We start from the raw sequence: 14856 nt of genomic DNA on the forward strand, positions 1-14856 counted from the left end.
TCCTCCTGTTCTCTTTTATAACTCTCTTTTAGTCTTGTATATTTACTCAGTTTCTTCCAGTTCTTTTAACCATATTTCAGGATCGCTGTCACTGGGCATTCGCCAGTCTCCCCGGGGAGAAAGAGCAATGGTTCCCACCTTGGGCCCATCGGGCAGACAGGATCGTTTGAACTGCTGGCTGAAAAATCGCTGGATAAATTTTTTCAACCAGTCCTTGATGACCCTTGGCTCATAATGATCTTCAAAGGCCTTCTTTGCTAGGTAATAGGTCTTTGAAGGACCGAAGCCGCAGCGGACAAATTGATAAAGGAAGAAGTCATGAAGCTCATAAGGGCCGATGACGTCTTCGGTTTTCTGGGCAATCTGTCCCTGCCTGTCGGGGGGCAGCAGCTCGGGGCTGATGGGTGTGTCAATGATGTCATAAAGGATTTCCGCTGCCTTCCTGTTTTTCTGTCTGTCCGCGACAAACTGCACCAGGTATCGAACCAGGGTCTTGGGGACTCCGGTGTTGACAGCATACATGGACATGTGGTCGCCGTTGTAAGTACACCAGCCCAAGGCCAGTTCCGAGAGGTCCCCCGTACCGATGACGATGCCGCCCATCATATTCGCCTTATTCATGAGATACATGGTTCTTTGACGGGCCTGAACGTTTTCATAGGCCACATCCGAGGGTTCTCCGCTGTGATTCAGGTCTTTTAGCTGATGGGTGCATATGTCTTGAATATCCATGACTTCCATGGGAATCCCCATTTCCTCACAGAGGAGCTGCGCGTTGCTTTTTGTCCGTTTTGTTGTCCCGAAACCAGGCATTGTATAGCATTGGAGCCCTGTCTGCGGGAGGCCTGCTCTTGTGAAGGCCTCCTGGGCAACCAGTAGAGCCAATGTGGAGTCCAACCCTCCCGAAAGGCCGAGAACGGCCGTTTTGCACCCTATATGCATCAACCGGGCGGCTAGGGCTGTGCTCTGTATTGAGAAAATTTCTCTGCAACGGATTTCCCTGTCCTCTTCGGATGAGGGAACAAAGGGATGGGAATCCACCAGGCGCTGCAGTCCTTCCTCATCTCTTGAGGATGCTGTCCCCTTATAAGGGATGGTCCGGAAGGGGAGGGATTCAAAGTCGATGGTTTGGGAGTAGGAAGGAGAGCTGATCCTCTGATGCTCCAGGAATTCAAGATCGACATCGCTGCAAATCCAGCTGTTTTGTGTTTGAAAACGGTCTCCCTCCTTTAAAAGTCTTCCGTTTTCATAAATCAGGGTATGTCCACCATAGACTGTGTCTGTTGTGGATTCTCCGGGTCCTGCTGAGGCATAGATATAGCTGCCGATGGTCCGGGCGGACTGCTGAGAGGTCACTTGTTTCCGATAGTCAGCTTTGCCGACCAGCTCATTACTGGCGGAGGGGTTCGCTATGATCAGGGCTCCTGCCAGGGACAAAAAGGTGCTGGGGGGAAGAGGTGACCAGAGGTCCTCACAGATTTCAATGCCGAATCGCATAAGCGGGTTGTTCTCATCCTGGAAAATTAAATCTGTACCAAAGGGGATGATTTCATGATTCAGGGAAATTGTGTTTTCTCTGATGTTCCGGCCCGAACTAAACCAGCGTTGCTCATAAAACTCGTTGCTATTGGGGAGGTAGATCTTTGGAACAATTCCAAGGATCTGCCCGCCAGATAGAACCGCGGCACAGTTGTAAAGGGCGCTATGCACTAAAAGAGGGACGCCGACGATGATCGGAAAATCCAGTTGGAGAGTTTCTTCCGTAAGGGACTGTAGGACTTTTTTAGACTTCTCAAGAAGAGTGTTCTGCCTGAAAAGATCGCTGCAGCTATATCCGCTTATTGCCAGTTCCGGTAGGAGAAGAAGGTCCGGCCTGTCGCTTTTGGCTTTATGGATCAATTCCAAAATAGCTGAGAGGTTTTTTTCTACAGAAGCTGGTTTTACAACGGGGACGGCGGCGCAAATACGGGCAAAGCCATGTTTCTTCAATTCGTACTCCTCATCTTCAGGATGAATTTATCTCTCATGAGATCCTCTGTCAACAGAAACAGTAGGAGTGGACACTCTAATTCCCTACAATTTTGTATATATTGAGCGATTTCATACTTTTGTGTAGACCTCTCTCAAAAAAAGTAATTTCAGAATTGAGATGGTGAAATAAGCTAAGTTTTTACTGTAAAATAACTAATTCCTCATAATATTCACATGGCATAGCATTTGCATATAGGCATATAGGTAGTTGCAAAGATCCTCGAGTTGTATTGACACTCTTTGCAGGCTGACAGGAGGAATAGTATATGGCAACCTTTGACAGAAATAAATCCATCTGGGTCGTTGATTCAACCCTGAGAGAACGAAGTATGATGAGAGGCCGCGAATACAGTGAAGCTGAGAAACTTAAAATTGCTCAGCTTCTAGCCCTTTCCGGAGTAAATGAGATAGAGGCCGGCATCCCTGCCAGAGGCCCCCATGAATGCCGAGCTATCAGACAGATTAAGATTGATAACCCCGGGACCCTGGTGACCTGCTGGGTAAAGGCTTCAATGGCCTCCATTGAGCTGGCGACTCGCTGTTCAGTCAAGAGTATTCATATTTGTTTTCCAGAAGAAACCATTTCTCACAATATCTCTTCTACACAGTTTGAGAAGGCATTGGCTGAGATGAAGAGCATGATTGATAAGTGCTTTGAATCTTTTGATCTTGTCAGTGTGGGGATCTCCAATCCATTCAGTGGTGATCTTACTAAGCTCAATCGGTTCATATCCAAAGCCTCTGATTATGGAGCACATAGAGTCCGCCTCGCCGATTCTGAAAATGCTGTGTCTGCGGAAAATGTGAAATCCTTCTTTGAAACCGTCAAAACCAGAACCAGTGCCTCCCTGGAGTTCCATGGTCATAATGCCGGAGGTCTGGGAATAGAAAATACTCTCAGCTCCATATACGGCGGGGCTGATGCTGTCAGTCTGACAGTCAATGGTTTGGGAGGGAATGGCGGTGTCGCCTGTTTAGAAGATGTAGGCCCGGCGCTGCTGAGTGCCTTTCAATACACGGATCTCAATTTCTATAAACTGAAGGAAGTGGCCAGAATGGTTACCACTCTAGAAAATAGAAGGAAAGTGAGAAGAAAAAGCGTCAATGCGGCTTGATAAGGATTAAGGCTGGTTAAACCCGTCGGAAAAATTCTATAATCCCGACGAGGTTTTATGAAGTTTCGAAGTCCATCAGCCAGAATGCCCAAGGCGGGAATGACACTGATTTTCCTGCCGATCCTTTTCTTGTTCCTTTTATATACTGTCCTCAGTGTTCAATCTATTCATAAAATCTGTTCTCTGGATCGAGCCTTCGAGGTCCTCTTCGCAGGGGATGCTCTTTCCGAACAGAATCTTGAAGTCTTTCAATCTCTCAATTCAGATACTCTTTTCTCATACATGGCCGGCTGGAGGGAGTCCAAACAGGAGGCCGCTCTGCTCCTCTTGGGATATCAGGGGATTTTTCTGGAAAAAAGGATGTCCGAAGCAGCTTTCCCCCATGCTGTAGCCGGGCTGGAAGGAAGAGATCGGGCGAATGAAGAATCCCAGTTCTCCGCAATAGATCAGTTGGTCCGTAATGATCCCGAAGCTGCTGAAGAACTCCTGAAAGAACAGTGGTTACATTATTCTTTAAATCCCGAGTTGCCCCCCCAGGATGGATTTTTCAGCCGTATCAGAACTGTAGTTTTAAGGACTAATACCAGTGATTTTTGGATTGAGGCTCTATTGGGCTGGAGTGGTTTACCAGATTCCGGTTTTGACGCAGCCTTTTTACTGGCAACCTGCTATGAATCAGTCGGGTCCTGGGAAGATGCTCTGTTTTGGTATGAACAGGCTGGAAGCAGAGGGAATCACTGGAAGGAAACGCGGCGGAGTCAATGGTACAGGATGAGGATCATCATTCGGAATTCTCCGGAGAGATTGCCGAATTTTCTGGTTACACTGGGCACAGTCAGAAACGAGGATGCTTATTTTGATGATATCCTTGATGATTACTTCAGTGTTCTGGTGAGACGCCGCGGTTGGACTGAGTTGGCCCAGCTCCTCCCCCTTCTCAATAAGGCGGGATTGTCAGGTCCTGCCTCTCAGGGGATGTTTCTACTAAACCGGGCCAGGAAAGAAGGTTCTCTCTTTTTGGGGGACTCTGTATTTTCAAAGGACGATCTTGTACTAGACCCGAAAGGCTATTACGCATTGAGAGTGTTTCCGGAAACCTGGCCGTATATTCTGAATTCTGAGAATCAAGATTCCATGCAGGACCCCAATGATAGCTCCTACATGGATGAACTCCTGATGTATCTGATTCATGCAGGTTATGAGGTCGAAGCGTACCGGCTGTGGATGGAGGACAAACCATCGCTTTCGCCTGAGACGGTTATGACTCTCTGCCGGTATTTGGAAGACCGGGGAGACCTGTATGACCTGATTACTTTCGCCGGCTACTGGTACTATAATTTTTCAATAGAGACTGCGCTCAAACTTCTTCCCTGGGTCTTCCCGGGGGCAGAACGTTATGATTTTACTGAAGGCGATGTCCCGGAAGAACTGATTTTGGGTATCATCAGGAGAGAGAGTGCCTTCCATGAAACCATTTCTTCCAGAGCCGGGGCTGGAGGCTTGATGCAGTTAATGCCTTCCACAGCGGGGGATTTAGCGCATAAACACAGGATGGAAGACTGGGATCTTATGAAGGCTGAAGATAATATCCTCCTGGGAACTCTTTATCTTGAATGGCTTCAGGAGAGACCCTGGACAAGCTCTTTTATCGATGTCCTGGCAGCCTATAATGGCGGTGGAGGCAACCTCCGCAGTTGGAAGAGGCTGCATCCTTTTGAGGATCCCGATCTTTTTATCCAGAGCATTCCCTTTCGGGAAACCCGTGATTATGTGCGCAAAGTCATTGTCGCAGCGGCTTCTTACAGGTATCTTGAAACAGGTGATCCTCCGGGAGAATGGCTGGATCAGTTTTATCGTTTATTTTGAGCTATATTTTAATTCTTGACGTTTATTAAGGTGGTATGAATGACATATTTACAGGGTATCGTACTGGGGCTTATTCAAGGGCTGACTGAATTCCTGCCAGTTTCCAGTTCGGGGCATCTTCTGATGGTGAGAAACCTGATGGGGCTGGGTGATATTCCCATCCTTTTTGATGTGGTTCTCCATGTGGCGACACTGATTGTCGTACTGGTGATGTTTAGGAAAAAAATCATTGAGCTTCTCCTGTCTCTGGCAAACTGGCTGCTCCGAAGGGCAGATGACCGGGATAAACGGAATATGAAGCTCATAGGCATCATCCTTATCGCCGTATTTATTACGGGAGTTCTTGGAATCTTTATTAGCAATTTAAATATTGCCGACTCTCCCAAGATTGTCTTTCCCCTGTATCTCATCACAGCCTTACTTCTTTTGACCACGATCAAGTCAAAAGGTGGCAGAGAGTATGGGGATCTGGACTATAAAGATGGGATTTTCACAGGCATTGCTCAGGGATTGGGTGTCTTTCCTGGAATCTCCCGCTCCGGAATCACCATTTCAGCCGGCTTATATCGGAAAATGAATCGTGATGTTGCAGCAGAGTATTCCTTTCTTATTTCCATACCAGCCATACTGGGAGCTCTCCTTTTAGACCTTAAGGATGGTGGAGAGCTTATGAGCAGTATTTCTGCTCCGGTTCTCACAACTTCATTTTTGGCCGCCTTGATTTCAGGGTTTCTTGCCCTCTGGATGCTGGTTCGCCTCATCAACAGCGGGAAATTTTATTACTTCAGTTTTTACCTGATTCCCCTGGGAATTCTGGGGTTGATATTCTTCTGATCATGAAAACCGGTGTCTTCTCCCCAACAAATGTTCAGGGTTCTCTGTTCAGTGGAGGGAAGTCTTTTCCGATAATCTTAGATACTAGGAGATCTTTTTTTGAATAAACATGCACGAATACTTTCAACAATTCTGGCAGCAATGGCAGGCCTGCTGTTCCTCTTAACCATCCTTGCCGTTTTCGGTGTCTCTGCGGGAGGAGTTGCATTTTTATTCAATACTTTTCATCTGGCGGCTTTTTATGTTCCCCTGTATCTGGCAATCTGCGCCCTTATTCTTTATCTGCCTAAGGGGACGGAAAAACTGCTCCTGACCCTCAACCTGTCTCTCCTTCCTTTTCTGAATGTGGCTCTTTTGCTGCATGTTTTGACCGGGAATCAATCCATATTTATATCCAGGTACCTTATTACAGAAGTCGGAGTGGGACTTTCTGTACCCTTCCTGCTGCTCCTGCTTTTGGTGGAATGTGCTCTTATTTATAAACTTGTGGCCTTCATTTTTCCAGAGGCCCCCTGGTTTCCTGCCGGATCTGATCTCTCTCTCTGGTTTGTTAAGCAGAAGATTGCACTTAGGCAGAAGTTTTCAAAGCCGTCATTTAAAGATCCTGTCCGGAATGAAATATTTTCAGAGGACCCTGTTGAAGAAGATGCTGAGGAAGGGGAAGGGTCTTTTTTCATTCCCGATATCCCCAGCCCCATTCCGCCGGTGGAAGTGGTCGATGACAGCGAAATCCAGTCCCTCATCTCTTCTGTTCTCAAGCCGGAACAGTCCAGCAAGAATGCCTTTCACCCCAATGGTTCTCCCCAGAAGCCTTCAGAGGTCAAACCCTTCAATCCCAATAAGACTTTGAGCATTGATGATGTGGTCAACCCCATGTATGAAGATGACAGTGATCTTTCGCCTAAAGGCAGCAGTGGCTCAGAGGAATTGCCTTTGCCCGAGGAGGACCCTGGAATCGATTTTTTGATAGATCATGAGAAGAATGACAAATCAGAAAACATTCAATACGGCGACGAGGAGCAATCTGAAGAAGAACAATCTGAAGAAGAAGAGCAATCCGAAGTAGAAGAGTCTCCTGAGGTTGATGAAGGTTTTGAGGAAGAAGAGGATTACGAAGAACAGGGATATATCACAGACAGCTATGATGACTTGGAGGCCTGGCGTGATGATCCTCCTCTTGAGGATGAACTCCCTGTTTCTATAGAGGATAAACTCTCTCCTGCTGGTGAAAGTGAAAAACTCGGCGTTCTCAATCCAGGATTGCTTCCTAAGCATAAGAGGAAAAAGGAATACAAGGTTCCTGTAGCTGGGTTGCTGAAAGAGTATCCTGATGACTCCTTTAGTGAGGTAGACGATTTCACCCGGAGGCAGGGACGTGCTCTGGAAGAGACATTGAAGGAATTCCGGATAGAGGCCAGTGTTGTGGGTATATCCCGGGGACCTGTGATTACCATGTTTGAGATCCAACCGGCTCCGGGAGTCAAGGTTTCCAGCATCGTCAATCTGCAGGATAATCTTGCGCTCCGTCTGGCTGCATCCCGTATCCGTATCGTAGCACCCATTCCTGGAAAGCAGGCCATCGGAATTGAAGTCCCTAACAAGAAACGCTCCATCGTCTCCTATAGCGGACTGGTTTCCTCTGGAGAGTTTTTAGATGCAGACTTCGAGATACCAGTTATTCTAGGGAAAGATATCAGTGGTGGGAATCAAGTCATTGATTTGACGAGAACACCCCATCTTCTAATTGCCGGTTCTACCGGGTCTGGTAAGTCGGTTTGCGTCAATTCTCTGATCTGCTCAATTCTTTACCAGAGATCCCCCCAGGAAGTAAAGCTCATCATGGTCGATCCCAAGATTGTTGAGCTGAAGTTATATAACGATATTCCCCACCTCCTGACCCAGGTTATCACAGAATCCAAGAAAGCCTTTCAGGCGGTTCAGTGGTGTCTCTACGAAATGGAGCGGCGGTATTCACTCCTGGATGCCATGGGTGTGCGTGATATTAAAAGCTATAATAAAAGGATCAAAGAACGGGACATTGCTACAACCCATTTGCCCTACATCGTCCTTGTTATCGATGAGTTTGCCGACCTGATGGCTACATCCGGGAAGGAGCTGGAGGCTATTGTCGCCCGTTTGGCCGCCATGTCCCGAGCGGTTGGTATCCACCTGGTTCTGGCGACACAGAGGCCGTCTATTGATGTCATTACTGGCTTAATCAAGGCGAACTTTCCCTCTAGAATTGCCTTTATGGTGGCCAGTAAGACCGACTCCCGCATCATCATTGATATGATGGGGGCAGAAAAGCTTCTGGGTAAGGGGGATATGCTTTTTACCTCCGCCTGGGATCCATTCCCCTCCCGTGTTCAGGGGGCCTTCCTGTCAGAGGATGAAGTGGAACGGGTTGTTTCTTACGTTAAAACTTTGGGAGAGCCGGATTATATTGATGATGAGATTTTTCTGGATGACGATGACTATGAGGGAGGCTCCGACTCCGGACCCAGTTCTTTTTCAGATCCCCTGTATGATAAGGCTCTGGATATCGTTATTTCTGCCGGAAAAGCCTCGGCTTCCTACCTTCAAAGGCGGTTGCAAATTGGATATAACAGGGCGGCCCGCCTCGTAGAAGAAATGGAAATTAGGGGCATTGTGGGACCTCAGAACGGGAGTAAGCCCCGGGAAGTCGTTCATATTCCCGATAGGCCCGGTAAGGAGATGTTAAACACGGATGAATGAGAAATCTTCTCACTTTTTCTTTTGTTTTTCTTCCGTTTCTGCGCGACGTTTTTCTGCCATCTCCCGTATTTTCTCGGCAAATTCGGGAAAACGAACTAGGATCTGATCGAAGGTTTCTTTGTCCAGAGAGTAGCAGTCGCAATAATCTTTAGCCTTGATCGTGGCATTCCGGGGGGCGCTCAATAAAAGGGCAATCTCTCCAAAGAAAGAACCGGCCCCCAAAGTTGCATAAACAATGGATTCGTCTTCGGAGACAACATCCACCGATCCCCGGCTGATAAAGTACATCTCATAACCTATCTCACCCTTGATGACCACATAGTCACCGGGGGTAAACACCACTGGATTTAAATTGAGAATGACTTCCTTGATGAACTCTTCGTTGGCACCCTTGAAAATGGGAACCTTCTGTATGATTCCTCTGTTTAGAAAGAGGGATACAGAGGTCTTCAGAGGTTTGGGAAGGTCCTGGAGGATCGAAGATTCGTCGTAGCCCCTTCTGCTTTCCCACAAGTAATCATAGTAGTCACTGATCTTTACCTTCAGGTCATGAGGAATGTTCTTATACCTTAAAAAGGTTGTGACTTTCTCCATTTTCTCCTGATATTGTGACTTGGCAATGTCAATATTGGCTATGATATTGGCAATGTTACCAATGATGAAACCGTACATACCGGCACCGATGAGTTCAATGATAATTACAAAAATGGTTTCCAGATTGGTGCTGGGAGAAATATCTCCGTAACCGATGGTTGTCAGGGTTGTGACGGTCCAATAAAAGGAACGGAGATACATGGATTCTGCATTGAGGGGGTTCAAGGCGGCAGGGTCTTCCCAAATGGCCATCCAGGCGCATGAGATAAGATGAGCCGCGATGAGTATCCAGAAAATAAGGAGTGACATCCTGATAAAACTCGGATTCAGTCGCTTGCTGTTCCTGATTCGTCCAATAGTCCTTTTTACCCTGAAGAGTTTCAGGAGTCTTAAAATATTACTCAAGAGGGCTATCCGGAGCAGGAGAGGATTCTGAAAAAATGAAAGGATCATAAAAAAAGGAAACGCCGCCAGCAGGTCTGTGACAAAAGCCATCCCCATGTAGCGGTTCATTATCTTTTCTTTATCCCGGATCAACTCTCGCTGATCAGAATAGGCAGTATGTGATTCTATCAGAATATCCGCTATAAAAATGAGTGATATAAGAATATCAAAAACAAGTAGAAATCCAGACAGTGGAAGATGGTAGACCATGATGAGGGGGATTATGATCGTAATGGCAATTGTCAGTATCAGGATAAGTATATCCCAGCCGATCTTGCTGTGTGAATCGGGGTTCAATATGGGAATCTTCATAATCCCCTTATCGGTCCTCTTATTTATGAACTGTATTATTAAATCTTTTCTGGCATTTAACAGAAAAAGAAGTATTATTTATGACTGGCATGGATGTTCCTTCCGGGTTACGATTGATGCTACCGCAAGAAAGGAGTTGATCAAATGAAGGTAATGGAAAAAGAGATCTTTGATTTGGTGGATGAGAATGATATTGTCATCGGCAGCGCGGATAGAGAGGATTTTCATGGTGATCCTAGAATGATTCACAGGGTTGCACATGTTCTAATTTTTGACAGTTCTGGAGAGTTGTATCTTCAAAAAAGGAGTATCAAGAAAGACGTTCAGCCCGGCAAATGGGATACTTCTGTGGGAGGACATGTCAACAGTGGCGAATCCTATGAAGAAGCTGCTTACAGAGAGTTGAAGGAAGAGCTGGGAATCGAAGGTACTGTCATCGAGTTTCTCTACCGCTATCTTCATAAGAACGATTACGAATCGGAATTTGTCTCAACATACCGATGTTTCTGGAACGGTGCCATAGATATTGAAAAGGATGAAATTGATGACGGTCGCTTCTGGTCGCTGAAGGCCATCAGTGAAGCGGACCCCCGGAAATTTACGCCCAACTTTCTGGATGAGCTGGAACGATATGAAAAGCTAGCAGGAAGATAATCCTATGATGTCCTGACCGTTGCGGCTCTTCTGCCGTGATCAGAAATGATTGTCAAAGTTTATGTCAAATAAAAAAAGGCCGCCCATTGAGGCGGCCTTGATTATTTATAAAGCTATAGATTAGCCGAGTACAGGAACCAGTGCCAATAGAACACCGGCTGCAACTGCCGATCCAATTACACCAGCAACATTTGGTCCCATGGCATGCATGAGAAGGTAGTTGTTGGGATTTTCTTCCAGACCCACCTTATTAGCAACACGGGCTGCCATAGGCACTGCAGAAACTCCGGCAGCTCCTATCAGTGGATTGATCTGGCTTTTTGAAACTTTGTTCATTAATTTGGCCAACATAACTCCTGTTGATGTTCCTAAGCAGAAGGCTATCAAACCAAGAGCTAGAATACCCAATGTATTCAGGTTCAAGAATTGGTCTGCCTGCATTTTTGAACCAACAGCCAGACCCAGCATGATTGTAACAATGTTGATCAGAGCATTCTGCATGGTGTCAGAAAGTCTGTCTGTAACACCGCACTCTTTTGCCAGGTTTCCAAACATCAGCGCTCCCAGGAGAGGTGTGGCTGATGGCAGAAGAAGAATACAGGCTCCCAAGACAGTCAGAGGGAAAATTATCTTTTCTGTCTTTGTAACATGTCTGAGCTGTTCCATTTTGATCTGACGCTCTTCTTTGGTTGTCAGGGCTCTCATGATGGGAGGCTGAATAATGGGAACCAAGGCCATATAGGAATAGGCCGCCACCGCAATGGCTCCCAACAGGCTTGGCGAAAGTTTGGAGGCTACAAATATTGCTGTAGGTCCATCCGCTCCCCCGATGATTCCAATGGAGGCTGCATCGTAAAGATTGAAGGTGATTCCGGGAACGTAGTTACCCAGGGCCACTGCACCCAGAAGTGCAATGAAAATACCAAACTGAGCAGAGGCACCCAAGAGCAGAGTCTTGGGGTTTGCCAGTAGAGGACCAAAGTCTGTCATGGCTCCCACTCCCATAAAGATCAGGAGGGGAAACAGGCCGCTGGTGACTCCCATGTCGTAAAACATACCAATAAAACCACCGGCTATTCCGTGAAGAAGCAAGGCCCCTTCGGTGAATTCTCCGTGGAAACTCGTATGTGCTGCAATTTCCGCAAAGGGAATATTGCTCAATATTGCTCCCATTCCGATAGGAACGAGCAAAAGTGGTTCAAATTCTTTTTTGATGGCCAAATAGAGCAGGATAAAACCTACAGCTATCATGACCAGATTACCCCAGCCACCTTCCTGCAAAAAGCCGAAGATACCGGTGGTCAGCCAAAGCTCCCGAAAGGAAGCCACTATTGTCTGTCCAAATGTCATAGTTTATTACTCCTAGCGTCTACCAGGGCAAGAAATTTTCTGCCCTGGTGATTTCCCGTTAAAGCCACCGGGACTTAGCCTATTTCAATCAGGGTCTGTCCGGCAGTGACCTGATCTCCCTGTTTTACAGAAATAGCTTTCACCGTACCGGAAACGGGAGAGGAAACAGGAGTCTCCATCTTCATGGCTTCCAGAACAATGACTTCGTCCCCTTCTGAAACACTGTCGCCGACGGCAACAGGAATTCTAAGAACGAGGCCGGGCATGGGGGCTTTTATTGCCTCTGATGCACCACTGGATGCAGGAGCTGCTGCCGAAGCATCAATTCCGTCTGCGATAGCGATGTCATAGCTTGTACCATTGACCACAGCTTTATCACCATCCAGTTTAACACCGTAGGATTTTCCATTGACTGTGACTGTATAACCTTCAGCTGAGGATGCTCCGGAAGAGGCGGCTTTCTTTGCATTCTTCATGATGTTGACTTTCGCTTCACCCTTGAGGAACATAATACCCTTGTCCTGGCAGGCCGCGGCGATGAAGATGTTTTCATCAGAAAGATCGGTGATTCCGTTATCTGTGAGCATCTTTTTAGCTGCTTCAATTCCCAGTTTTTCATTTTTATCGTTGATGTCGACAACGAGTTCTGTTGTGGGTTCGAGTCCCAACTGTTCCTGACAGATTTTTACAATCTCTGCGTCTGGAGCCAGAGGTGTTTTTCCAAAATAACCGAGAACCATTTTACCGTATCCATCGGCGATCTTTTTGTAAGGACCGAACATGACATTGTTAAAAGCCTGCTGGAAGTAGAACTGTGAAACAGGTGTTACAGAAGTTCCGTAACCACCCTTCATAACAACATCACCCATGGCTTTGGTGATTTCGGGGAATTTATCCATCAGGCCGTTGTCTCTCAACATCTGGGTATTGGCTGTTAGAGCTCCACCAGGGAGAGGAGAGAAGGGGATGATGGGGTTTACCATGGTGGCTTCAGGGGGTAGGAAGTAATCGGCCATACATTCGGTAAAAACATCTTCTACTTCCATGATTTCATTAGGGTCGATTCCAAGGTCAAAATCAGTACCGCGGAGAGCATGCCACATGGTCATAAGGTCTGGCTGGCATGTACCGCCGGATACGGGAGCCAGAGACAGGTCTACCTGGCTTGCACCGGCTTCTAGAGCTGTAACGTACTGCTGGATGGAAACTCCCGCTGTTTCATGGGAATGGAAAACGATATTCATATCGGGTCCCAGGAGCTCTCTGGCTGCCTTGATGGTTTCTCCAACAATCTTAGGTGTAGATGTACCGGAGGCATCTTTGAAACAGACTGAGTCATAGGGGATTCCCGCTTCCAGGATGGCTTTTAATACACCAATGTAGAATTCTTTGTCATGTGCTCCAGTTACCCCAGGAGGAAGAGCCATCATGGAAACAACAACTTCGTGTCGCAGTCCCGCATCATGGATACACTGTCCGGAATAGATCAGGTTGTTAACGTCATTGAGGGCATCAAAGTTCCTGATGGTGGTCATACCATGTTTTTTAAACATTTTGGCATGCAGGTTGATGATGTCTCTGGGCTGTGAACTCAGGCCGACAACATTGACACCTCTTGCAAGAGTCTGAAGGTCGGCATCAGGGCCAGCGGCTTTTCTGAATTCGTCCATCATGTCGAAGGCACTTTCATTTCCATAGAAGAAGGGGGCTTGAAAACGGGCACCACCACCAGCTTCGAAATGATTGATACCTGCTTTGGATGCTGCTTCGACGGCAGGCAGGAAGTCTTTGGTAAGGACACGGGCCCCGTATACGGACTGGAATCCGTCACGGAAGGCTGTACACATAAATTTTACGCGTTTTTTCATGGGAATCTAACCTCTTTTAGGATTGTGTGTGAGCTTTGACAGCTGCAATTGCTATTGCAATCTCAGCGTCTGCGGATGATTTTCTGACGGCGGGAGCAGCCGGTTTTTCCTGCTCGGGGAAAAACTTCAGGACTAATCTGGACATAAAAGTTGTTGTTGCGACCAGAAGAGTCAGAAACAGAAACACCACGGACATACCAACAATGGTTACAATTAGACCATTTACCATTTAGATGCTCCTCAATTATTTATTTATTGACTCATAAATTATATTGGTCATATTCTTCATGAGACTGTTCATTGTAGAATCGATCAGCAATTAGCGATTCAGAATAAAATATAGTTGAAAAAGGTGGAGGGTGACAAGCCCCGATGGGGGGATACGGCTGACCTAAAGTGTCAAATATTTGAATATTACAAATATTTTTTTTGATTTGTCAGGAATCTTAAAAGCGCATTCCAATACCGGCAGACATATTCATTGTTGTATATTGAATGGATTCGTCAGAACCGTTTTGTTTGACCGATCCAGAGAAGGAGGCATAAGCCATGTCAAGAACAAGGGAGAACCTGACCGAGTCCGTGTAAAAGAACGGCAGGTCTACACCGGCACCCAGAAGGTAGTACAAGCCCCCTTCTAAGTCTGTTTTCCCTGCCATAAAGCTACTGTCTCCCTGAATAAAAGTATATCCGGCGGATCCTTTGAGATAGAAAGGAAGGTCCTTCTGTGGAAAAAACAGCTTCATCGCCAGGTAAATGGGCTGCCATCCCAGGCGACCTTCTCCAGAAATCTCTCTGGGCAGAAGGTATTGTCCTCCTGCACCGATCTGCAATTTATCGCCCAAGCTGATATAGGCCTCCTGTCCCAGAGAAAAGCCCGTTCCGGAAGAAATGTTCTGATATCTGCTCAGAGGGTCAAACCCCATGTTTGTCACCATATGTACTTTGATGGACTCATCTGCGGCCAGAGGGGCAATGGTTGTAAAGATCAAGCATAGAAACAGGAGCCCTCTCCTGCGGCTTTTTTTAGTCATGGTTCTTCTCCAGGTTCA

General features: G+C 46.7%; 11 protein-coding genes. 5 read left to right on the top strand and 6 right to left on the bottom strand.

What is annotated here, in order from left to right; translation table 11 throughout:
• Nucleotides 1–42 precede the first annotated feature (42 nt).
• Nucleotides 43–1989: an NAD(+) synthase gene (locus EXM22_RS15160; RefSeq protein WP_149487327.1), complete on the bottom strand. Its 1947-nt coding sequence runs from the start codon at nt 1987–1989 to the stop codon at nt 43–45.
• Nucleotides 1990–2297: 308 nt separating this feature from the next.
• Here EXM22_RS15160 and EXM22_RS15165 point away from each other — a divergent pair, with 308 nt between their 5' ends.
• The 4 genes from EXM22_RS15165 (at nt 2298) to EXM22_RS15180 (ending at nt 8582) form a co-directional block, all read left to right on the top strand.
• Nucleotides 2298–3146 (top strand): beta/alpha barrel domain-containing protein, encoded by an 849-nt coding sequence (locus EXM22_RS15165; RefSeq protein WP_149487328.1) that lies wholly within the window; start codon nt 2298–2300, stop codon nt 3144–3146.
• A 57-nt stretch (nt 3147–3203) separates the two neighbouring features.
• A complete protein-coding gene (locus tag EXM22_RS15170) occupies nt 3204–5012 on the top strand; it encodes a flagellar assembly lytic transglycosylase (protein ID WP_149487329.1) in 1809 nt (602 codons plus the stop codon).
• A gap of 39 nt (nt 5013–5051) precedes the next feature.
• A complete protein-coding gene (locus tag EXM22_RS15175) occupies nt 5052–5846 on the top strand; it encodes an undecaprenyl-diphosphate phosphatase (RefSeq protein ID WP_149487330.1) in 795 nt (264 codons plus the stop codon).
• 99 nt (nt 5847–5945) lie between these two features.
• Complete coding sequence (locus EXM22_RS15180; protein ID WP_246157027.1) at nt 5946–8582, top strand: DNA translocase FtsK; 2637 nt, start codon at nt 5946–5948, stop codon at nt 8580–8582.
• A 9-nt stretch (nt 8583–8591) separates the two neighbouring features.
• Here the strand turns inward: EXM22_RS15180 and EXM22_RS15185 are convergent, their stop codons facing one another.
• Nucleotides 8592–9932, bottom strand: coding sequence for an ion transporter (locus EXM22_RS15185; protein ID WP_149487331.1), 1341 nt, complete (start codon nt 9930–9932; stop codon nt 8592–8594).
• A 144-nt stretch (nt 9933–10076) separates the two neighbouring features.
• Here EXM22_RS15185 and EXM22_RS15190 point away from each other — a divergent pair, with 144 nt between their 5' ends.
• Nucleotides 10077–10586: an NUDIX hydrolase gene (locus EXM22_RS15190; protein WP_210411500.1), complete on the top strand. Its 510-nt coding sequence runs from the start codon at nt 10077–10079 to the stop codon at nt 10584–10586.
• Nucleotides 10587–10706: 120 nt separating this feature from the next.
• On the opposite strand, the gene EXM22_RS15195 is transcribed toward EXM22_RS15190, so the two are convergent.
• The 4 genes from EXM22_RS15195 to EXM22_RS15210 form a co-directional block, all read right to left on the bottom strand.
• Nucleotides 10707–11936: a sodium ion-translocating decarboxylase subunit beta gene (locus EXM22_RS15195; protein WP_149487332.1), complete on the bottom strand. Its 1230-nt coding sequence runs from the start codon at nt 11934–11936 to the stop codon at nt 10707–10709.
• Nucleotides 11937–12010: 74 nt separating this feature from the next.
• A complete protein-coding gene (locus EXM22_RS15200) occupies nt 12011–13804 on the bottom strand; it encodes a biotin/lipoyl-containing protein (protein ID WP_149487333.1) in 1794 nt (597 codons plus the stop codon).
• A gap of 16 nt (nt 13805–13820) precedes the next feature.
• Nucleotides 13821–14033: an OadG family protein gene (locus EXM22_RS15205; protein ID WP_149487334.1), complete on the bottom strand. Its 213-nt coding sequence runs from the start codon at nt 14031–14033 to the stop codon at nt 13821–13823.
• Between the two features lie 217 nt (nt 14034–14250).
• Nucleotides 14251–14838 carry an outer membrane beta-barrel protein gene (locus tag EXM22_RS15210; protein ID WP_149487335.1) on the bottom strand — a complete coding sequence of 196 codons (588 nt, stop codon included), beginning with the start codon at nt 14836–14838 and terminating at the stop codon, nt 14251–14253.
• Nucleotides 14839–14856 lie beyond the last annotated feature (18 nt).

The organism is Oceanispirochaeta crateris (genome assembly GCF_008329965.1).
GTDB lineage: Bacteria > Spirochaetota > Spirochaetia > DSM-2461 > DSM-2461 > Oceanispirochaeta > Oceanispirochaeta crateris.

Bases quoted from the DNA above. Each gene is read 5' to 3' on its own strand.
- EXM22_RS15165 (WP_149487328.1), top strand. From the start codon at position 2,298: ATGGCAACCTTTGACAGAAATAAATCCATCTGGGTCGTTGATTCAACC.
- EXM22_RS15170 (WP_149487329.1), top strand. From the start codon at position 3,204: ATGAAGTTTCGAAGTCCATCAGCCAGAATGCCCAAGGCGGGAATGACA.
- EXM22_RS15175 (WP_149487330.1), top strand. From the start codon at position 5,052: ATGACATATTTACAGGGTATCGTACTGGGGCTTATTCAAGGGCTGACT.
- EXM22_RS15185 (WP_149487331.1), bottom strand. From the start codon at position 9,932: ATGAAGATTCCCATATTGAACCCCGATTCACACAGCAAGATCGGCTGG.
- EXM22_RS15190 (WP_210411500.1), top strand. From the start codon at position 10,077: ATGAAGGTAATGGAAAAAGAGATCTTTGATTTGGTGGATGAGAATGAT.
- EXM22_RS15195 (WP_149487332.1), bottom strand. From the start codon at position 11,936: ATGACATTTGGACAGACAATAGTGGCTTCCTTTCGGGAGCTTTGGCTG.
- EXM22_RS15200 (WP_149487333.1), bottom strand. From the start codon at position 13,804: ATGAAAAAACGCGTAAAATTTATGTGTACAGCCTTCCGTGACGGATTC.
- EXM22_RS15205 (WP_149487334.1), bottom strand. From the start codon at position 14,033: ATGGTAAATGGTCTAATTGTAACCATTGTTGGTATGTCCGTGGTGTTT.
- EXM22_RS15210 (WP_149487335.1), bottom strand. From the start codon at position 14,838: ATGACTAAAAAAAGCCGCAGGAGAGGGCTCCTGTTTCTATGCTTGATC.